The sequence below is a fragment of the Marinitoga sp. 1197 genome (assembly GCF_001021165.1).
GTDB lineage: Bacteria > Thermotogota > Thermotogae > Petrotogales > Petrotogaceae > Marinitoga.
Window position 1 is genome coordinate 23,413 of the sequence record NZ_AZAY01000009.1, and the last position, 21,168, is coordinate 44,580.

A 21,168-nucleotide genomic window follows, 5' to 3' on the forward strand; every position below is an offset into this window, starting at 1 on the left:
CTATAATAATTTGTAAGATGTTTTTAGGCAAATAGTTTTTAAAAAAATAGTTTTTTGTTGGAGGATAAAATGGATTTAAAATTAGTGAATAGAAAATCAATAAATGAAAATACAATTATTGATTTAGAAGATGTAAAAATAGGACAAGATTATTTTCCGATAATAGCAGGACCTTGTTCAGTTGAAAATAAAGAAATAATAGAGGAAACAGCACATTTTCTTTCCGAATTAAATGTAAAAATAATGCGTGGGGGAGTTTTTAAACCGCGAACTTCTCCATATTCTTTCCAAGGTTTAGGTAAAAAAGGACTTGAATATTTGAAATTAGCAGCAGAAAAATATAATTTGAAAGTAATTACTGAGGCTTTAGATGAAGATAGCTTGAAAATGGTGAATGAATGTGCAGATATAATTCAAATTGGTTCTAGAAATGCTCAAAATTTTGGATTATTGAAAAAAGTAGGGAAATTAAATAAACCAGTATTATTAAAAAGAGGGTTTATGATGACAATAGAAGAATTTTTATATTCTGCAGAATATATAGCGTTTGAAGGAAATAAAAATATTATATTATGTGAAAGAGGAATAAGGACTTTTGAAACTAAAACAAGAAACACATTGGATATTTCTGCAATACCCGTTTTAAAAAAAGAAACACATTTACCAATAATTATAGATCCAAGCCATGCGGCGGGAAGAAGTGATATTATTCCTGATTTAATAAAAGCATCTTTAGCAGTTGGAGCACATGGAATAATGGTTGAAATACATCCAAATCCACAAATAGCATTATCTGATGGAAAACAAAGTTTAATGTTCAAAAGTTTTGAAACAATCGTAAAAGAATTGAAAAAAATATCAAGAGCTTTTGGAGTAGAAATATTATGAAGATAAAACCGATAAGAAAAATAAGAGCAAAAATAATAGTTCCAGCTGATAAGTCAATAACCCATAGAACATTGATACTATCTTCTATGGCGAAGAATGAAAGTATAATACATAATCTTTTAAATGCTAAGGATACAAAAAGAACATATAATATATTAAAAAAGTTAGGTGTAAAATTCAAAGGAGATTCTAACAAGCTGATAGTAGTACCAAAAAACATAAAAGAAATAGAAAGCCCATTATATTGTGGAAATTCAGGAACAACAGCCCGTTTAATGAGTGGCTTTTTAGCATCTAAAAATGGATTATTTATATTATATGGAGATAAATCGTTATCAAAAAGACCTATGAAAAGAATAATTGAACCATTGAATTTAATGGGAGCAGAAATAAAATCAAGAAATGAGAGAATGCCATTAATAATTAAAGGTGGTGAATTAAAGGCTATTGAGTATGAAATGCCTATTCCAAGTGCTCAATTAAAATCTTCTATAATTCTTGCTGGATTAAAAGCTAATGGAGAGACAATAATAAAAGGGGATAAAGGAACGCGAGATCATACTGAAAGATTATTAAAATTTATGAATGCAAATATTGAAATAAAAAAAGATTCAATTAGAATAAGAAAATCTGATCTTGAGCCATTAAATTTCAAAATCCCGGGTGATTTTTCTTCAGCTTCTTTCTTTATAACCCTTGCAATATTACATCCAAACGCAAAAATAGAAATAAATAATGTAAATCTTAATCATACAAGAATAGGAATTTTAAAAATATTAGAAAAAATGAATGCAAATGTTTATTATGAAATTCATGAAAACGAGCCAGAACCAATTGGAAAAATAATAGCTGAAACTTCTAATGATTTAAAAGGGATTGTGATTCCTGAAAAATTAATCCCAAATGCCATAGATGAACTACCTTTACTATCTTTAATTGGAGCTAAAGCACAGGGGAAAACAGTACTAAAAAAAGCTAAAGAATTGAGAGTAAAAGAAAGTGATCGTATAAAATCAGTTGTTGAAAATATGAAAAATATAGGAATTAACATTAAAGAATTAGAAGATGGATTTGAAATAGAGGGAAAACAGAAAATAATTGGTGGGAAAATAAAAACGTATAATGATCATAGAATAGCAATGATGTTTTCAATAGCTGGATTAATAAGTGAAGAGGGAATAGAAATAGACAATACAGTGTCTGTAAATGTTTCTTTTCCAGGGTTTTATAAAGTTTTACTTAATATTACTGAAGAAAGTAAAAAATTTGAATAACAATCAAGTCTTTGCTTTTTGAAGAATTCAAATAATAAAATATATTCAGTTTACATAGAATTTACAAGTAAAAACTCAAAATAAAGAGATTATGAAAGAAAATTCATAATAATAAGAAAATTGTAAATGTTAAAATTTATTATAATGAAATATGAAAGATAATAATGTCGAAGATGCTTAATATCTAAGAAACTTTGATAAAGTATTTGTAATTTTAAATTTTTTGTGGTAAAATATATCCGGAATAAATTTTATATAAGGAGGGGACTGTATGAAGAAACTTTTAGTAGCATTATTGTTAGTATTTTCTATCTTTACATTTGCAGCAGTTATGAACCCCAATACAATCGTTGACGTAACAATTGGGGAACCAGACACATTAGATCCACATCAAGCATATGATACAGCAAGTGGAGAAGTTATTTATAACGTATATGATAACTTAATTCAGTACAAAGGTTCAAGCTTAAGTGAATTTGAACCAAGAATAGCAGAATCATGGGAAATAGACGGAAATACAGTAAAATTCAAAATCAGAAAAGGGGTTAAATTCCACAGCGGAAACGAATTAACACCATATGACGTAGAATACACATTTGAAAGAGCATTAATTGGAAATCCTGGTGGAGGACCAATCTGGATGTTATACGAAGTATTCTTTGGAGATTACTTCAGCTTAAAATCAGCAGTAAAAGGATTAACTGGAAAATCATGGTCAGAATTAGTAAATCCTGAAACAAAAGAACCAGTAAATGATGAAGCAAAACAGATATTATTAGATTTCTATGAAAAATATATAAATTCAAAAGTTGAAGTAGATGGAGATTACGTAGTATTCCATTTAGCAGCACCAAAAGTATACTTTTTAAACATCATAGCTCAGGGTTCATCATGGGGAGCAATATTAGACAGTAAAGCAGCAATGGGATTAGGATTATGGGACGGAAAAGCAGACGGATGGTGGAAATTCCATGATTGGAAGAAAGAAGATTCACCATTATATGCAAAAGAAATAGGTTCAGGACCATACGAATTAGTAGAATGGAACAGAGCAGAACAGAAAGTAACATTAAAAGCATTCCCAGAATACTGGAGAGGTCCAGCAAAAGTTGAAAACGTAGTTATCTGGGGAGTAGATGAATGGTCAACAAGAAAAGCATTATTAGAAAAAGGTGAAGCTGATATTGTAGCAGTTCCAGCACAATACTTAAGCCAGATAAAAGGAAATCCTGATATAGAAATTATCGAAGGATTACCAAGTGTATCTGTAACAACATTAAACTTCAATTGGCAGGTAAAACCAGATTCTCCATATATTGGAAGCGGAAAATTAGATGGAAATGGAATACCTGTAGATTTCTTTGCAGATAAAAATGTAAGATTAGGATTCATATATTCATTTGACTACAAAAAGATGATCGATGAAGTATTAGATGGATATGGCGAATTAGTACCAACAGCAATGCCAAAAGGTTTCTTAGGATATGACGATAATTTACCAAAACCAAAATTCGATTTAAAAGAAGCAACAAAATACTTCAAGAGAGCATTTAGAGGACAATTATGGAGAAAAGGTTTCAAAATGACAATACTTTACAACACAGGAAACGCAGCAAGACAAAAATCAGCAGAATTATTAGCAGATTCTTTAAAGAAAATAAATGCAAAATTCCAGGCAGAAGTTAGAGGTGTTCAGTGGCCAACATTCTTAGATGCAAGAAAAAATGGTAAAATGCCATTATACATCTTAGGTTGGTTAGCAGATTATCCAGATCCAAACAACTTTATTTATACATTCTACCACAGTAATGGTGACTATGGTTATTACTTTGGTGAAAAATATGCACAATTTGCAAACAAACCACAGGCATTCTTTGGTGGAAAAACATTAAATGAAATGATAGAAGAAGCAGCATCATTAACAGATCCTAAAGCTAGAGAAGAAATCTATATTAAAGTACAGGAATTTGTAATCAGAGAAGGATTAGGTGTTCCATTATATCAACCAGTAGGTGTAAGAGTACATAGAAAATGGTTAAAAGGTTGGTATCCAAATTCAATTAGACCAGGTGACGATTATTACGCATACTGGAAATCAGATGAATAATTTAGGAAAATTCAGTTATAACTTTTAATTTTAATTTTAAGGGGAGGGGAAGGTCCTTCCCCTATTTTTTTTGTTTTTTAATATTTTTTTTCTTTAATGTTTTATTTCTATGGTATAATAAATTTGTTTTATAAAATCTTTATGGAGGTGCTTGTATGACGGCGTATATTATCAGGAGGTTATTATTACTACCTCTTATAATTTTCGGAGTAACCTTAATAGTTTTCTCCATGATGCAATTGCTTGGAGAAGACCAGTTGTTAGCTGCATATGTGGACCCTAATTCTCTTGATAAAATGTCAGTAGAAGAATTAGAAATGGTAAAAGAAAAATATGGATTAAACGATGATCCATTTACGCGATACGTAAAATGGATCGAATCTGTTGCACGTGGTGATCTTGGTTGGTCTATAGTTGGTAAAGAACCAGTAACTGATGCAATATTAAACAGATTACCATCGACAGTGGAACTTGCATTATTTTCAATTTTTCCTATTATTGGTATTGGAGTGTGGCTTGGAGTTCAGGCAGCATTGCACAGAAATAAGTGGCAGGATCACTTAATAAGAATATTTTCTATAGTTGGATGGTCCTTTCCAGATTTTGTATTTGGTCTGGTAATATTAATGGTATTTTATAGCTGGCTCGGATGGTTCCCCCCTGGAAGAATTAGTCTGGATATTGAAAACATAATAAAATCTCCAGACTTTCATCAATATACAAAATTAATCACTATTGATGGATTATTAAATGGAAGAATAGACGTATTTTGGGACGGATTGAGACATTTAATAGGTCCAATATTAACATTATCCTACTTATGGTGGGCATACTTAATAAGAATTACAAGATCATCAATGCTGGAAGTTTTAAGTAAAGATTATGTAAGAACTGCAAGAGCAAAAGGATTATCAGAAAAAGTAGTTATACATAAACATGCAAAAAGAAATGCATTAATACCAGTAGCAACAGTTGCTGGCTCCATGATTATTGGGTTAATAATGGGTGTTATTATTGTAGAAACAATATTTGTAAGACCTGGTATTGGAAGTTTTGCAGCAAAAGCTGCAGGACAACTCGATTATGCTTCTATAATGGGAATGTTATTATTCTCATCATTGCTTTTGATAGTTGGAAACTTGATAATCGATATATCATACGCATTAATTGATCCAAGAATTAGATACGAGTGAGGTGAGTAGAAATGAATGAAGAATTTAAAAGAGCACTTAGAAAATTCTATAAAAACCCTTCAGCAATGTTAGGAATAATATTATTAATCTTTTTTATATTGGTAGCAGCATTTGCACCGCTTTTAGCTCCACCTCAAATACCAATAGATCCTGAAATAGAAGATATGGAAGCAATGATAAATAATCTTGAAAATACAAAAAATCCTTCAATAATAGAAGATTTAACATCATCTTTTACAGATTATTATGATTTCACATATGGTTTCTACCTTGATTATGCAAATGATATAAGAAAATTAGAAGAAACATTAAAACAATATCAATCAAACAGAAATGATGAAAATTATAAAAAATTAATAGAAACATTATCTCCTCTAACAGAAGAATATATTTTAGATGCATCATATTTTGACAATCTTGAAAATAACAAAGATGATTCTAAAAAATTCAATGAAGCATTGAAAGATCTTGAAAATGGAATAAAAGGTTTCCTTGCAAAAGCAAAAAATGCGGAAAAAATGAAAGAAGAATTAGATGAAATTACTTCAAAAACAACATCAGTAGATGAGTTTTTGCCGGCAGCAAAAAAATATTTCAAAGATTTAAAGGAAAATTATATAAAAGACTTAAATTATGACCCTTATTTAATGCCTATAGTAACATATGAAAACACTCCACAACCACCATCAAAAGAACATCCGTTTGGAATAAGTAATGGAAGGGACATATATTATGGTGTAGTATGGGGTACAAGAACAGGATTTAAAATAGGGTTGATTGTTGTTATAACTGCAACAATCATAGGATTATTTATTGGTTCAATCTCAGCTTATTTTGGTGGCTGGGTTGATGAAATATTAATGAGAATTACAGATATATTCATGTCAATACCATTTATGTTATCAGCAATGGTGTTGACTACGGTTTTAGGAACTGGGCTAGATAAAGTTATGATAGCTATGATAGTATTTGGATGGATGGGCTCAGCAAGACTTATAAGAGGTAATATTCTTCAGGCTAAAAATGATCAATATGTATTAGCTGCAAAAGCTTTAGGAGTAAAAGATTCAAAAATAATTATTAAACATATATTGCCTAATACAATATTCCCTGTATTAATACAGGCATCAATGAGAATAGGTTCAATGGTTATAACTGCAGCAGTATTGAGTTTCCTTGGTGTAGGTGCTCCTCAGGGGTATGCAGATTGGGGATCGATACTGAATTATGCAAGAAACTGGATATTAGGTGGAACAGGTGGAGCATTTGAATACTGGTATACAATAGTATATCCTGGTACAGCAATGGTATTATTTGTATTAGCCTGGAACTTAGTTGGAGATGCATTAAGGGATATCTTTGATCCGAAACTACGCGGTTAGTTGAAAGGAGGAAAATAATGAAAGACCCAATATTAAAGGTCAATAATTTACATACATATTTTGATACAGAAGATGGTGAAGTAAGAGCTGTAAGAGGTGTGTCATTCGAAGTGCATGAAGGAGAAACATTGGCAATTGTTGGAGAATCAGGTTCTGGTAAATCTGTAACCTCATTAAGTATAATGAGATTGTTAGATGAAAATGGAAGAATAGCAGATGGAGAAATAATATATAAAGGAACAGATATAAGTAAAATTCCTGAAGATGATATGAGACATATCAGGGGAAAAGAAATAGCAATGATATTCCAGGAACCAATGACAGCATTAAATCCTGTATTTACAGTTGGAGATCAAATAATAGAAATGATAATGTTGCATATGGGCATGGATGCAAAATCTGCAAGAGAAAGAGCAATAGATTTATTAAGAAAGGTTGGAATACCAGAACCTGAAAAGCGTGTCGATCAATATCCGCACGAATTATCAGGTGGAATGAGACAAAGAGCAATGATAGCAATGGCATTATCCTGTAACCCGAAAGTATTAATAGCAGATGAACCAACAACAGCGCTCGATGTTACAATACAGGCTCAAATATTGGAATTAATGAAAGAATTGCAAAAAGAATATGGAATGGCAATAATATTTATTACACATGATCTTGGTGTAGTAGCAGAAATGTCAGATAAAGCAGCTGTAATGTATGCTGGAAAAGTAGTAGAATATGGAGATATAGTATCGGTATTTAAAAGACCAAAAAATCCATATACATGGGGATTGATGCAATCAATACCAAAATTGAATGATGAAGTTGACAGATTAATGTCAATTCCAGGAACAGTTCCAAATCCAAGAAAATTTCCAAAAGGATGTGGATTTTCTAATAGATGTTTCCTTGCAAAGGAAAAATGTAAAGATGAAATGCCAGAATTGATTGAAGTAGAAGCTGGACATTATTCAAGATGCTTCTATATTGAAGAACTTGAAAAAGAAGTTGAAAAAACAAGGGCAGGTGGAAAATAATGTCTAAAAAAGTGTTATTGCAGGTAGACAATCTAAAAAAATATTTTCCGGTTAGAGCTGGAGTATTTAAAAGAGTAGTAGCCCACGTTCAGGCAGTAGATGATATATCATTTAAAGTATTTGAAGGTGAAACAATAGGACTTGTTGGTGAATCTGGTTGTGGTAAAAGTACCACAGGAATGACAATATTAAGATTATTAAATCCAACAGCTGGAAGAATAGTTGTAGATGGATTGGATACCACGCCGCTATTCTTGCCAAAAACAAGAGCAAACAAGTATATACATGAAATGTATATTGACAAATTTAATAAACTTAAGCAAGAATACAAAACTGAAGAAGAAGTAATAAATAATTTAAAAGATGAAATTGATAAAAAATATGCTAAAATTTATTTCGAAAAAGGTGCTCATGGATTATATCATGAAATGTTATCAAATTTAAATGAAAAAAGAAAATGGTTCAGACGAAACATGCAAATAATATTCCAGGATCCATACTCATCATTAAACCCAAGATTAAGAATTAGAAGCATAATTGCAGAAGGATTATTCACACACGGATTGGTGCAAAACGGAGCAGAAGCAACAGAAAAAGTTAAAGATTTACTTGATAAAGTAGGATTATCATCAGAATACATATACAGATTCCCTCATGAATTCTCTGGAGGTCAAAGGCAGAGAATTGGTATAGCAAGGGCATTGGCACTAAATCCAAAACTAATTGTTGCAGATGAAGCAGTATCAGCGCTTGATGTATCAATTCAATCACAAGTAATAAACCTATTAGAAGATTTACAAAAAGAATTCAAATTAACATATGTATTTATAGCCCACGATTTAGCAGTAGTAAAGCATATATCAGACAGAGTAGCTGTAATGTATCTTGGAAAAATAGTAGAGCTTGCAGACAAAAAAGAATTATTTGACAATCCTTTGCATCCATATACAGTATCATTAATGTCAGCTATTCCGATTCCTGATCCTGAATACAAGAAAAAAAGAATAATATTGCAGGGTGATGTTCCAAGTCCTATAAATCCACCAAGTGGGTGTAGATTCCATCCAAGGTGTCCTATAGCAAAAGATATATGTTCAAAAAAGGAACCACCATTGGTTGAATTAGAAAATGGACATCAGGTAGCATGTCATTTTGCAGGTCAATTCAAAGGCTAAAAAATCCCGGGAATTCCGGGATTTTTATTATATACACTGAAATATTCTAAATCAATATCTACTGTATTTTTACTCAATGAGAAAATATAAAAATTGATAGAAACGTTCAATTTTTGCATTGTGTATTAAAAAAATAATTATGAAGAAAAATTAAAAATAAAAGAGCCAGAAATATTGGTTCTCCCACGAAAAGAGTGGGTAATTAAGAAAAAGACAATTTACCTAAAGCCAAAAAAATAGTAATGGATAAATATTTAAAAGACTTAAAACCATAAGCCCTTTTAGTAAAAGTTCTAAGCTTTGAATTCATGCCCTCAATTTTAGCATTGGTTAATCCTGTTTTTAAATGCATAAGAATACCTTTTATATGTTTATATAAACTCTTAGCTGCTTTTTTCATTTCTGGTATATTTGATTTTAACGTTTTGTCATACCATTTTTTAAAGAATTTTGATGCATATGCTGGTTTTTTATAATCAAATATTTTTTTTAATTCTAGAATTAATGAATAGGCTTTTACTGTATCAAGATATTTGTATTCCATTAATTGCTCAAGTTTTTCATTTTGTTTATTTGTTAGATTTTTTGGATTTTTTAAGAATATATATTTTGTTTTATTTAATAAGTCTTTGTAGTCTTTACTTTCTCTTTTTCTTATTTTATTTAGTTGTTCGTTTAATAATTTTATTATATGAAATTTATCAAATACTAATTTTGCTTTTGGAAAATGTTCTTTCGCTCCTGATTTAAAAGCTACTGACATATCCATACATATTGTTTTTATATCTGACACTTTCCCTTTTTTTTCTATATATTTAGTTTTAAATTTTTTAAATGTTTTTGCATCTTTTCCTTTCGCTATGAATACTACTTTTCCTCGTTCTACATCAACAAAATTTGTTACATATACATGATTCTTTTTTCTTGCTATTTCATCTACTGATAATATTTTTATTGGTTCTTTTGAAAAGTCTTGTTTTTTTAGTTCTTTCATTACATGATGTTCTAATATCCTCCATATTCTATTTTCTGTCACTTTATATTTCTTTGATATTTCTGCTACTGTCATATGTTGATACATTTCTAATACAAATGCTTCGAATAATAATGTAAATCCACTATTCGGCCTTGACCAAGGAACTTCTATTATTTTTATCCCATCTTCTGTTTTTATTCTTGGTACTCTTGCATGTATATACGTTTCATATTGAAATAAATTTAAATGTCTCCATGTCTTTTTGACTGTATCGTAGGCTCCATATCTCTTCCCGTTTATTTCAAATTTCGCTCCTCTTTTGAAATTTACATATATGTTTACTTTATTTCCATCTTGTTCTATTTTTTCTATTCTCCATGGTTCATTTATATTTAGTATTTTTTCAAAAAATCTTGGTAATTCATTCATCATTTTGGTCCTCCTCCTTTTTTCTTTCATTCCTATAATATCATATTTTTTCTTTTTTTACCCACTTGTTTTGGAAGAGAACCATTTTTATAATTATAATGAAGAAAAAAAATTAGTCTTAGAAAATGGTAATAAAGATAATATTATAGAAATAAAGGATTGTACAATATATACGGAAAATAAAGAAAAATTATTAGAAATAGAAGATTTTATAATAAATAAAAGTAATGGATTATATATTATAAAAGGAAAAAATGGAAGTGGAAAAACAACTATTTTAAATTTATTAACGCAAATAGCTTCACCTGAAATAATCAAGAAAAATAAAAAGAATTCTGCATTTTATTTTTCTAAAGAGTTTATTGAAAGTTGTTCATATTTATATAATCCTGTATATCTTTTTGAAGGTGATGTTAAAACAAATATTATATTTAACAATACAGAAGATCCCCAATATCTAAAAGAGATAATTTCTATGCTAAATATAAATAATTTAGATAAAAAAATAAATTTTCAAAATTTGAATATTTCATTGGGTGAAAAACAGAAAATACATCTGGCAAGAGTTTTGTATTTTTCAAAAGATAAAAATATTTTATTATTAGATGAGCCACTTTCAAATCTTGATTATAAAACCAAGGAAAATATTAAAGACTATTTGGGTAAATTAAAAGAGGAAAAAATAATACTGGTTGTATCCCATGAAAACCTATTTGATGATATTGCTAATAAAATTTATAACATAATTGATAATAAAATTCTTGAGGAAAGGAAGGAGGTGATAGAATGAAAGAAATTTTAAAACCATTAAAAGTTAAAAAAATAGGATATACCGCTGAATGCGGCGTAGGTGGAGTTTCAAATTGTTGTAATGGAACATCTTCTAAATTAAACTAAAACTTGTAGAAGGGTTCACCCTTCTACTTTTTATGATGTATCAAAGAATTTGTAAATTTATATAAATCTCATTGAATTTTAAAAAAATTACAAATAATATATAAATTTTATACTCTCAAAAATTTCTCAATAATAGAATCAAGAAGTTTTTCTTCAGCATCTTCAAAAGAAAAATAACCTAAAGCAACTCGTTTTTGAGTAATATTATACTTCAAAGCAAAAGATTTCAAATTACCTCTAATTTTTGGAATAATAGGTCATTTAATATCATGTCTAACGGCATTTCTTAAAAATACATCAAAGATTTTCATTTCTTCATCATTAAGTTCAAAAAAGTATCTATATGATTTAATAAACAGTAGAAAGTTCTATTTTCTTTCAAGACTAAGGAGATTTAGAAAGAGTTATATTATTATATAATATAAAAAATATTTTGTTGACAATCTGAGGTGGCACAAAGTGCCTCTTTTTTTATATTATGGTAATATTGATTTAATAACAAAATTTTATAATTGCAAATGATTTGCAAATGCAAATAAATTTTAATTGGAGGTGAAAATATGCATAAGAAATATTTATTGATATTATTTTTATTTATTGGGATTTTAGGATATTCTATAAACATTTCTGTTTCTATAAATCCTTATTATTTAATTTTAAAAGATATTATTGATAAAAATGATACTATAAATGTGATAGTTCCTTCAGGCAAAAGTCCTCATACATATTCATTATCCTCAAAGGATATTATAAATATTTATAAAAGTGATCTCATAATTTTTAACGGATTAAATTCAGAAATATTTATAAATAAAATCATTACCAATATTAAAAAGAAGAAAATTCCGTACTTATTTATTTCTGAAATAATTCCGCGGAATGAATTGATTTTAAGTGATGAACACAATAATAAAAACAGCCATAATGAATTTTTTAATCCACATGTATGGTTAAATCCTTGTTTAGTATATAATTATATAATACCAGATATTGTTGAAAAGCTAGTTGAAATTAATCCTTCAAAAAAGGATGTTTATATTAATAATGCAGAAATCTTAAAAGAAAAATTAAAACTTTTGGATGCATATTTATTAATAAAATCACGAGAAATAGAGGGCGGTATTATTACTTTTCATAATTCATTTCCATATTTTGCCAAACGATATAATATAAATATTGCAGGAGTGATTGAGAACTCACCAGGTGTTGAACCGACAATATCTGAAATGAAAAAATTAACGGATTTAGCTAGAAAAAACAAAGTAAAAGCAATTTTTTCTGAGCCTCAATTAAATAAGAAATTAGCAGAAAAATTAGCAAAAACTTTAAATTTAAATCTTGGAATTTTAGATCCACTTGGTACAAATGTTAATTCTATAGATGAGTTATATTTATCGACATTTTTAAATATATTAAATGCGATAAGGTGATATTATGAAATTAACAAAACCAAGGCGAGATATTTTGAAGATATATGAAAGGATTGAATATCCTTTAAATGCAGAGGAAATTTATAACCTTTTAAATAATGAATATGATCTTTCAACTATATATAGAAATCTAAATTTTTTTGAAAAAGAGAATATTTTAAAATCCATAGTTTTTTCTGATAAAATTACATATTATTACAAACCACAAGGGCATTTCCATTTTATCTATTGTATAAGATGTAAAAGATTTGAACGTCTGGATTTATGTTTTGAAAAGCAATTCAAAGACTATATTGAAAAAAATATTCAGTTTAAAATTACAGATCATATTTTGTATTTTGAAGGAATTTGTTCTGAATGTCAAAAAGAGGGTGAATTTAATGTATGAAAAAATGATTGAAGTTAAGAATTTAAATTATTCAGTAGATAATAGTGATATTTTAAAATTTATAAATTTTGATATATATAAAAATGATTTTGTTGGAATTATAGGTCCTAATGGTGCTGGAAAATCTACTTTGATAAAAATTTTAATTGGAGAAATAGAGAATTACACTGGAGAAATTAAAATTAATGGAAAAATAGGGTATGTTCCTCAAAAGGATGAAATTGATAGAGAGTTTCCAATAAGGGCATTTGAAGTTGTTTTAATGGGGCTATATAACGAAGTTGGGTTATTTAAAAGATTTAAAAAAGAACATTATAAAAAGGCGAAAGAGATTATGAAGATGCTTGATATAGAATATATATACAATAGGCCAGTTGGAAAACTTTCAGGGGGTGAATATCAGCGCTTGATTTTAGCCAGAGCTTTGATTGGGAATCCGGAAATTTTAATATTGGATGAACCAGAAGCTGGTGTTGATAGTAAATCTCAGTCAAAGATATATAATATATTAGAAGATTTAAATAAAAAAGGAATGACAATTATACTAATAAGTCATGATATTTCTATGGTTGTAAAGAAAGCCAATACTATAATGTGTTTGAATAAAACTTTACATTGTCATAAAAACTCTGTTGAGATGACAGCAGAAGATTTAAAAAAGATTTATTCAGAAGATTTAGAATTATTAATACATATAAATAAACCGTTAAAAGTGGTGAGTAGAAATGATTGATTTATTTTCTTATGATTTTATAATTTATGCGGTAATTGCTTCTATTCTGGCAAGTTTCAGTGCATCAATACTTTCAAATTATATAGTTTTAAAGAAAATGGAATTTATAGGAGAAGGAGCTGCTCATACAGCATTTGGAGGTATAGCATTAGCTATATTATTAAATCTTAATGTTGATTTAATTAGCATAATTACTGCTATGTTATTTGGAACAACTATTTATTTTATTGGAAAAAGAGAAAAAATTAATGAAAATAGTGTAATTGGAATGATTTTATCATTTTCAATGGCTTTAGGGGTTATTTTTTTATATTTAAAACCTGGATATACACCAGAAATTACAAGTTATTTATTTGGTGATATTTTAATGGTAACCTCTAATGATGTGATGATTTTAAGTTTTATATCATTTGTTATTTTTCTTTTTGTAATACTCTTTAATAAAGAATTGAAATATTATGCTTTTAATCCTAAAATGGCAAAAAATTATGGAATATCTGTGAATATGATTAATTATTTGTTTTTAATAATAGTATCTGTTGTTGTGGTGACTTCTGTGAAAATAATCGGAGTTATTTTAGTTACTTCTTTATTGATTACTCCAGGTGCCATTTCTAAATTATTTGCTAAATCATTAAATCAGATGCTCATAATATCAGGCTTTATAGGTATTTTTTCCGGTTTTTTAGGTATATTAATTGCTTATTTTATAAATATTCCTCCTGGACCGTCTATAGTTGTTACGTTATTTTCTATATTTATATTTTCATATATAATTAATTACTTAAAAAATAAAACATTTTCTAAAAGAGCCTAATTAACATCTTTAAATTTTTTTGTTAAAAAAGAGATTTAATTTCATTATGATTCTGAAAATATGATATTTTATATGATATAATTAAATGGATATAATTAAATTCAAAAAAGAGAGGTGAAAATTATGGATTATTTTAGTTGTAGCGAAGATCCGTTGTCTAGACCGCCATAGCAATATATAAAAGGAGGAGATAATATGGTAAAATTTTATAGTAGAATTGAACATAAATTAGTGGAGGCAAAAAGCTTCTCTCAAGATGCATTAATAAAAGTTATAAATCCATCTCAGGATGAAATACATATGCTATCAAGTTTGTTAAATTTTGATCCTGATTTTATTAATGATTCACTTGATGATGATGAAAGATCTCGTATAGAAATTGATGAAGATACAATTTTATTAATATTAAAAGTTCCTATGAGAAATGAAGAAGATGAAAAAATACCATATAAAACAGTATCTCTTGGTATTATTATAGGAAAAAATTATATATTACTTTCAATGAAAAATGAAATAGATTTCATTGAGAAAATGATAGAAGCAAGTTTATTGAATCCTCATAAAAAAAGTAAAATGATTTTTCAAATTTTCTTTAAAAATGCAAAATTGTTTTTGGATTATCTAAAAGAAATAAATAAAACTATCGACTTAGTTGAAGAAGAATTACATAAATCTATGAAAAATTATGAGTTAGAAACATTAATGTATCTTGAGAAAAGTTTAGTGTACTTCACTACATCATTAAGATCAAATGAGATAATGATGGAAAAATTGTTAAAAGGTAAGATTTTAGAATTATATGAAGATGATCAGGATTTATTGGAAGATACCTTAATCGAAAATAGACAGGCAATAGAAGTAACTAATATTTATAGTAATATCTTATCTGGTATGATGGATGCTTATGCGTCTGTTATTTCAAATAATTTAAATATTGTTATGAAAATTTTGACAGTTGTAACCATATTGCTTCAAGTACCAACAATATTGACGAGTTTTTATGGAATGAATGTAAAATTACCGTTTCAAGAAAATCCTCTGGTATATATAAATATAATTATTTCATCATTAATAATCATGTTTATGACATTTTTGTGGTTTAAAGGGAAAAAATGGTTATGAAAAATGGTTATAACAAAAGAAACTTCCTATGGAAGTTTCTTTTTATATTCTAAAGTAATTATATTTAAAAAATTTTTGGAGGGAGTATATTGAAATATAAGGAAAAAAATTTAGGTCAGATTTTTACACCATCACATATAGTTGAAAAAATGGTTAGATTAATAAGATATGGAAATAATATTTTAGAACCGGCTGTAGGGAATGGAGAATTTTTAAAACAATTAAAAAATTATAAAAATATTATATCTATAGAAATTGATAGAAGTTTTTCATTTGATATAATATCAGAAAACCTTCCGTCAATTATTTTTAGTGATTTTTTTGATTACTCAATAAAAAATAAATTTGACACAATTATTGGAAATCCTCCATATGTAAAATATTCAAATATAATTCCAGAAACCAGAAAAAAGTTAAAAAAATTTAATATTTTATTTGATGGGAGAACAAACCTTTTTCTTTACTTTATTTATAAATCGTATCTTCATTTAAAAGAAAAAGGAGAAATCATATTTATTGTACCAAGAGAATTATTTGATTTAACTTCTGCTTTAAGAGTCAATCAATTACTTCATGAGAATGGAACTTTTACACATATATATACTTTTGGAGATAAAAAAATATTTGGTAAGGGGTTTTCACCAAATGTAATGATTTTTCGATATGAAAAAGGTAATATGTCTCATGAAACTATATATAATGATGAAAAAAGATATCAATATTGTTCAAAAGGTTTTATTTATTTTATAAAAGAAAAAAATTATTCTATGCATTTAAGCGATATTGCATATGTTAAAGTAGGAGGAGTAAGTGGGGCTGATGAAGTATTTGCTCATGAATCTGGAAATATAGAAGTTGTTTGTTCTTACACACAAAAAACAGGAAAAACTAAGAGGATGATTTATAATACTATTAATGATCACCTTCTAAAACATAAAGAAAAATTATTAAAAAGAAAAATTAAAAAATTTGATGAAAACAATTGGTGGAAATGGGGAAGAGATTTTTATATTTCTGATAGACCAAGAATATATGTAAATGCCAAAACAAGAAACAAAAAACCTTTTTTTATTCACGAATCAAAATATTATGATGGAAGTATTCTGGGTATTTTTCCAAAAAATAAAAATATTGATTTAGTAGAATTAAGAAACATGTTAAATGATTTAAATTGGGAAGAATTGGGTTTTATTTGCGATGGAAGATATATATTTACGCAAAAAAAATTAGAAAATGTAATATTACCAGAAGATTTTCAAAAATTTATTTAATAATAAAATTTTTTAAAAGAAGATTAATTATAAAAACAAAATCCCCCATCTGGGGGATTTTTATATTAATATTGATGGAGGCAACGGTGGGATTTGAACCCACGAATAGCGATTTTGCAGACCGCCGCCTTAGACCCCTTGGCTACGTTGCCTTAACCGAATTTATTATACCATATTTATTATTAAGGTATATGGAAGAAAATATAAATTTTACTTAAAATCTTTCTTTTTTCTATAATACATTTGAATTCCAATTTCATCTAAATTTCTATTTTCCTCTCTCTGGTATTCTATTTTGTATTCCTCGAATTTTCTTTCCTTTAATTTTTCTAAAATGATTCTATTTTTACGAGCTTCTAGATATTCTTTTCTCTTTTCTTCTTCTATAGCAACTTTTTCTCTATATATATCGCCTAATTTTATTTTTTCTTTTTCTAAAGATTCTAGATAAGATCTCCATTGCTGGATTTCCTGTATAGTCATCAGGTTTTGTGAAATTTGTTTAATAAATCTTTCATTTTCCAATTTTATTTTGTTATTTATGGCAACAAGCTTTTCCTCTGCTTTTATTCTTTCAGCAGTGGCTTCTAAAAAAATTCTTTTTGCTTCTTCTTCAAGGCGTTCTCTTAAATTTTTTAATCTTTCAAGATTAAATTTAAATCTCATCAAATCACCGTTATTTCAAGCCTAATTTTTCAAGTTTATAATATAAATTTCTTACAGTCAAACCCAATTTTCTGGCAGCAGCTGTTTTGTTTCCCTGACAATCTTTCAATGTTTCTATAATAATAAATTTTTCATATTCGTCTAATAATTCTTTTAATGTGCCATTTATTTTGTTCTTATCTAATTCTATGGTTTTTAATTCTGGAAGATGTATTGAAGTAACTATTGTGTCAGATTGAGACATGTTCATTAATGCTCTATCCAATACATTTTCAAGTTCTCTTATATTTCCTGGCCATTCATAACTCTCTAATATTTTTATAGCATCCTCTGAAAAATCATAAACGACCTTTTCATGTTTTTGATTTAATATATGTAATATCTGTTTTGCCATTTTTGGTATGTCATCTTTTCTTTCGCGTAATGCGGGAACCTCAATTGTAACTACTGATATTTTATAATAAAGTTTTCTGGAAAATTTTCCTATTGACATTAATTCCTTTAAATTTTCAGGAGTAGCAAAAATGATTTTGGCGTTTAGGCTTATTTTCTTATTTTTATAGAATACTTCACCATCATTCAAAAGTTTTATCATTAAATTTTGAACTTCTGGTCCCATTAAATGTGCATTATCTATAAAAATAGTACCTTTTTCAGCTCTCTCTATTAGATTGTCTTCATTTTCAAAAAAATTTTCCAGCTGTTTTTTTTCATCTTGAAGTAATAAATTTGTGGATAAAAAAGGAAACTCTCTTCTTTTACTGTAATTATGAATGGCCTGAGCTAATATTTCTTTACCAACACCTGCTTCTCCATACAATAAGATATTTACATTTGTATTAGCGGCTTTTTTTGATTGAAATACAACATTTTTCATTATCTCCGATTCGGCAACAATATCTTCAAATGTATATTTTGCTTCTTCTTTTTTTAAAAGTCTTTTTGTTGCTTCAAGTTCTCTGATTAATCTTTCTATCTCAGAAATATCATGAATAACACCTACACTTCCTTTGAATTCGCCTTTTACGAAAATAGGATTTACATTGATTAGAACTTCTTTTTTATTGGTAGATAATTTAGTTTTTACATTTAATATGGGTTGCTTTTCTCTTGCACATTTTATATGCATGCTTTCATGACCTTCTGCAATATCATATGTAGCTAATTTGCCTATTACCTCTTTTGGAGTTAAACCAGTAACCTTTGTGTATGCCTTATTTACCATAACTATTCTACCTTCTTCGTCGGCAACTGAAATAGCATCATACGTGGAATCTATTATAGCTCTTAATAGAGAGTCTAATTCTCTTAAATTGGTTACTTCTTCTGCTAATTTTTGAATACTTGTTATATCTCTGAATATTGCCGCTGCTCCTATAATAATGTCCTCTTCGTCTCGTATAGGAAACCTGGATGTAACTATAACCTTCTTCCCAAGATTTTGAATTCTATCCAATTCTGGGATACCAGTTTTTAATACTATATGAAGTCTTGTGTCTGTTATAGTGTCGGTAACTTTTGTGTTTAAAGCCTTTTTTTTAGGAATTCCTAGTATTTTTGACGCTGAATTATTTAAAAAAATAATTTTCTCTTCATGATTAATAAGAATCACGGCTTCTTGAATGTCATCGAGAATCCTCATTATCATTTCGTCATTTTTCATCTTTATTCCCCCTATAACAATTTATGTTCTTGAATCCAGCCGTTAAGGTCTAAATCTATCATTGTATTTATAACCTTTTCATATTCGGTTTGTTTTAAAAGTCTATTTATTTCAGGATATTCTTTTGCTTTATATACAGGCACATATTGATCCATTAAACTGACAAGAATATTTTTGTTTATTTTAGAAATAAATTTCAAAGCCTCTTTTGCTTCATCTATATTATTCGGTAAAACCAGAATTCTTATTATAAGTCCTTTTTTCATTATATTATTTTCAAAAACATATTCTCCTTTTATTTGAGTATACATTTCAACTATGGCATCCTTTGCAAATTGCCAATAATCAGGAGTTTTAGAGTATCTATTTGCAGCATATTGAGATGTATATCTTATATCTGCAAGATATATATCAACAATACCATCTAAAAATTTTAACGTCTCAACAGTTTCATATGAGGAAGTATTCCACAACAAAGGTATTTTTAATCCTTTTTCAATTGCTAAAATTAATGCATCATATATAAATGGTAAATATGGCGTAGCAGTTACCAAATCAATGTTTTGAACATTCTTTTCATTTTGAAGCCATATAAATTTATTTGCCAGTTCTTTTGCTGAAAACTCTTTACCAAAACCTTTTTGCGAGAAATTAAAATTCTGGCAATATACGCACCTCATTGAACAATTACTAAAAAAAACGCCACCAGCACCTGTATTTCCTACCAAAGGGGGTTCTTCGCCTTTATATAATACAAATTCTGAAACTTTTATTTTATCTCCTACTTTACAAAAACCAATATTTTTATGTCTGTTTATTTTACAATTTTTAGGACATAAATCACATGAAACTAATTTTTCATATAATAAATCCCTTCTCTTATGTAAGTCTCGAGTTTCGTATAATTTAATATAGCCTGGGGTGTAATTCATTACAATGATAAACCTCCATCTATTCTGATAATCTGGCCTGTTATATATGATGAATCATCAGAAGCTAAAAATAACACCACTTTAGCAACATCTTCAGGAGAACCAAATCTTTTTAACAGTATCCTTTTTAATGCTTCCTCTTTAAATTCTTCATTCAATTCCTTTGTCATATCTGTTTCTATAAATCCAGGTGCAACAGCGTTAACTCTTATCTGCTCACCTTTCATGGTTAACTCTTTAGCCCATGTCTTTGTCATTCCAATAACTCCCGCTTTGCTTGCGGAGTAATTGGTTTGGCCGATATTTCCATCTAATCCAACAACGCTTGATATATTTATAATTGATCCACTTTTCTGTTTCCTCATGAATTTTGCAACGGCTTTGGTAACTAAAAAAACCCCTTTTAAATTAACATTAATAACAAAGTCAAATTCTTCTTCTTTCATTAATAATAATAACGTATCTTTTGTAACGCCGGCATTATTTACAAGTACATCTATTCTTTTATATTCTTTAAATATTTCTTTAACTGCTTTATTTACTTCATCAGTATTTGATACATCAACTTTATAACCTTTAAATATTCCTTTTTTCATAGAATTTAATTCATTTTCCACATTTTTTAATGCTTCGATATTTCTGGCAAAGCCTAAAACGGTAGCACCTTCTTCCACAAATTTTTTGCTTATTTCTTTTCCTATACCTCTATTTGCACCGGTTACTATACATATTTTATCCTTTAATTTCATTTTTTCCCTCCTAAACAAACTAATTTTTTAAAGATTCACAAACAATTTTTG

General features: G+C 28.0%; 19 protein-coding genes, 1 tRNA gene and 2 pseudogenes. 15 read left to right on the forward strand and 7 right to left on the reverse strand.

What is annotated here, in order from left to right:
• Positions 1-69 precede the first annotated feature (69 nt).
• From aroF to X275_RS02605, 8 genes and pseudogenes are all read left to right on the forward strand, one after another.
• Positions 70-888 (forward strand): 3-deoxy-7-phosphoheptulonate synthase, encoded by an 819-nt coding sequence (gene aroF / locus X275_RS02575; protein WP_052913555.1) that lies wholly within the window; start codon positions 70-72, stop codon positions 886-888.
• Complete coding sequence (aroA, locus tag X275_RS02580; protein WP_047267392.1) at positions 885-2,162, forward strand: 3-phosphoshikimate 1-carboxyvinyltransferase; 1,278 nt, start codon at positions 885-887, stop codon at positions 2,160-2,162. The genes aroF and aroA overlap by 4 nt, the downstream gene beginning before the upstream one ends.
• 271 nt (positions 2,163-2,433) lie before the next feature.
• The gene (locus X275_RS02585) at positions 2,434-4,269 is read left to right on the forward strand and encodes an ABC transporter substrate-binding protein (protein WP_047267393.1); all 1,836 of its coding nucleotides are present in this window, start codon (positions 2,434-2,436) and stop codon (positions 4,267-4,269) included.
• Between the two features lie 155 nt (positions 4,270-4,424).
• The gene (locus tag X275_RS02590; protein ID WP_047265921.1) at positions 4,425-5,462 is read left to right on the forward strand and encodes an ABC transporter permease; all 1,038 of its coding nucleotides are present in this window, start codon (positions 4,425-4,427) and stop codon (positions 5,460-5,462) included.
• An 11-nt stretch (positions 5,463-5,473) separates the two neighbouring features.
• Positions 5,474-5,587, forward strand: a pseudogene (locus X275_RS11890) (ABC transporter permease); the annotation flags it as partial.
• A gap of 510 nt (positions 5,588-6,097) precedes the next feature.
• Positions 6,098-6,844, forward strand: a pseudogene (locus tag X275_RS11895) (ABC transporter permease); the annotation flags it as partial.
• 17 nt (positions 6,845-6,861) lie between these two features.
• A complete protein-coding gene (locus X275_RS02600) occupies positions 6,862-7,869 on the forward strand; it encodes an ABC transporter ATP-binding protein (protein WP_047267395.1) in 1,008 nt (335 codons plus the stop codon).
• Entirely contained in the window at positions 7,869-9,044 is a 1,176-nt protein-coding gene (locus X275_RS02605) for an ABC transporter ATP-binding protein (RefSeq protein ID WP_047267396.1), read from the forward strand. The genes X275_RS02600 and X275_RS02605 overlap by 1 nt, the downstream gene beginning before the upstream one ends.
• A 202-nt stretch (positions 9,045-9,246) precedes the next feature.
• Here X275_RS02605 and X275_RS02610 read toward each other — a convergent pair whose 3' ends face one another.
• Positions 9,247-10,452 carry an ISL3 family transposase gene (locus X275_RS02610; RefSeq protein WP_047267397.1) on the reverse strand — a complete coding sequence of 402 codons (1,206 nt, stop codon included), beginning with the start codon at positions 10,450-10,452 and terminating at the stop codon, positions 9,247-9,249.
• A gap of 67 nt (positions 10,453-10,519) precedes the next feature.
• Between X275_RS02610 and X275_RS02615 the strand changes: the two genes are divergently transcribed.
• Positions 10,520-11,239: an ATP-binding cassette domain-containing protein gene (locus X275_RS02615; RefSeq protein WP_197072581.1), complete on the forward strand. Its 720-nt coding sequence runs from the start codon at positions 10,520-10,522 to the stop codon at positions 11,237-11,239.
• A 214-nt stretch (positions 11,240-11,453) separates the two neighbouring features.
• On the opposite strand, the gene X275_RS11820 is transcribed toward X275_RS02615, so the two are convergent.
• Positions 11,454-11,576: a hypothetical protein gene (locus X275_RS11820; protein WP_255350034.1), complete on the reverse strand. Its 123-nt coding sequence runs from the start codon at positions 11,574-11,576 to the stop codon at positions 11,454-11,456.
• 330 nt (positions 11,577-11,906) lie between these two features.
• On the opposite strand from X275_RS11820, the gene X275_RS02620 reads away from it, so the two are divergent.
• The 6 genes from X275_RS02620 to X275_RS02645 all read left to right on the forward strand — a co-directional run bounded on the left by X275_RS02620 (position 11,907) and on the right by X275_RS02645 (position 17,107).
• Positions 11,907-12,776 carry a metal ABC transporter substrate-binding protein gene (locus X275_RS02620; RefSeq protein WP_047267399.1) on the forward strand — a complete coding sequence of 290 codons (870 nt, stop codon included), beginning with the start codon at positions 11,907-11,909 and terminating at the stop codon, positions 12,774-12,776.
• Positions 12,777-12,780: 4 nt separating this feature from the next.
• Positions 12,781-13,164, forward strand: coding sequence for a Fur family transcriptional regulator (locus X275_RS02625; protein ID WP_047267400.1), 384 nt, complete (start codon positions 12,781-12,783; stop codon positions 13,162-13,164).
• Positions 13,157-13,897 carry a metal ABC transporter ATP-binding protein gene (locus X275_RS02630; protein WP_047267401.1) on the forward strand — a complete coding sequence of 247 codons (741 nt, stop codon included), beginning with the start codon at positions 13,157-13,159 and terminating at the stop codon, positions 13,895-13,897. Before X275_RS02625 ends, X275_RS02630 begins: the two co-directional genes overlap by 8 nt.
• Positions 13,890-14,714 carry a metal ABC transporter permease gene (locus tag X275_RS02635; protein ID WP_047267402.1) on the forward strand — a complete coding sequence of 275 codons (825 nt, stop codon included), beginning with the start codon at positions 13,890-13,892 and terminating at the stop codon, positions 14,712-14,714. Before X275_RS02630 ends, X275_RS02635 begins: the two co-directional genes overlap by 8 nt.
• A 195-nt stretch (positions 14,715-14,909) precedes the next feature.
• Positions 14,910-15,836, forward strand: coding sequence for a magnesium transporter CorA family protein (locus tag X275_RS02640; RefSeq protein WP_047267403.1), 927 nt, complete (start codon positions 14,910-14,912; stop codon positions 15,834-15,836).
• An 86-nt stretch (positions 15,837-15,922) separates the two neighbouring features.
• On the forward strand, positions 15,923-17,107 hold the full coding sequence (locus tag X275_RS02645) for an Eco57I restriction-modification methylase domain-containing protein (protein ID WP_047267404.1): 1,185 nt from the start codon (positions 15,923-15,925) through the stop codon (positions 17,105-17,107).
• 75 nt (positions 17,108-17,182) lie between these two features.
• On the opposite strand, the gene X275_RS02650 is transcribed toward X275_RS02645, so the two are convergent.
• From X275_RS02650 to fabG, 5 genes are all read right to left on the reverse strand, one after another.
• Positions 17,183-17,259: transfer RNA gene (locus X275_RS02650), tRNA-Cys, on the reverse strand.
• Positions 17,260-17,317: 58 nt separating this feature from the next.
• Positions 17,318-17,773, reverse strand: coding sequence for a flagellar export protein FliJ (fliJ, locus tag X275_RS02655; RefSeq protein WP_047266554.1), 456 nt, complete (start codon positions 17,771-17,773; stop codon positions 17,318-17,320).
• Positions 17,774-17,783: 10 nt separating this feature from the next.
• Positions 17,784-19,436 (reverse strand): sigma-54-dependent Fis family transcriptional regulator, encoded by a 1,653-nt coding sequence (locus X275_RS02660; RefSeq protein ID WP_052913557.1) that lies wholly within the window; start codon positions 19,434-19,436, stop codon positions 17,784-17,786.
• Positions 19,437-19,447: 11 nt separating this feature from the next.
• On the reverse strand, positions 19,448-20,368 hold the full coding sequence (locus X275_RS02665) for a radical SAM protein (protein ID WP_052913559.1): 921 nt from the start codon (positions 20,366-20,368) through the stop codon (positions 19,448-19,450).
• The gene (gene fabG, locus X275_RS02670; protein WP_047267405.1) at positions 20,368-21,117 is read right to left on the reverse strand and encodes a 3-oxoacyl-[acyl-carrier-protein] reductase; all 750 of its coding nucleotides are present in this window, start codon (positions 21,115-21,117) and stop codon (positions 20,368-20,370) included. The genes X275_RS02665 and fabG overlap by 1 nt, the downstream gene beginning before the upstream one ends.
• Between the last annotated feature and the right edge of the window lie 51 nt (positions 21,118-21,168).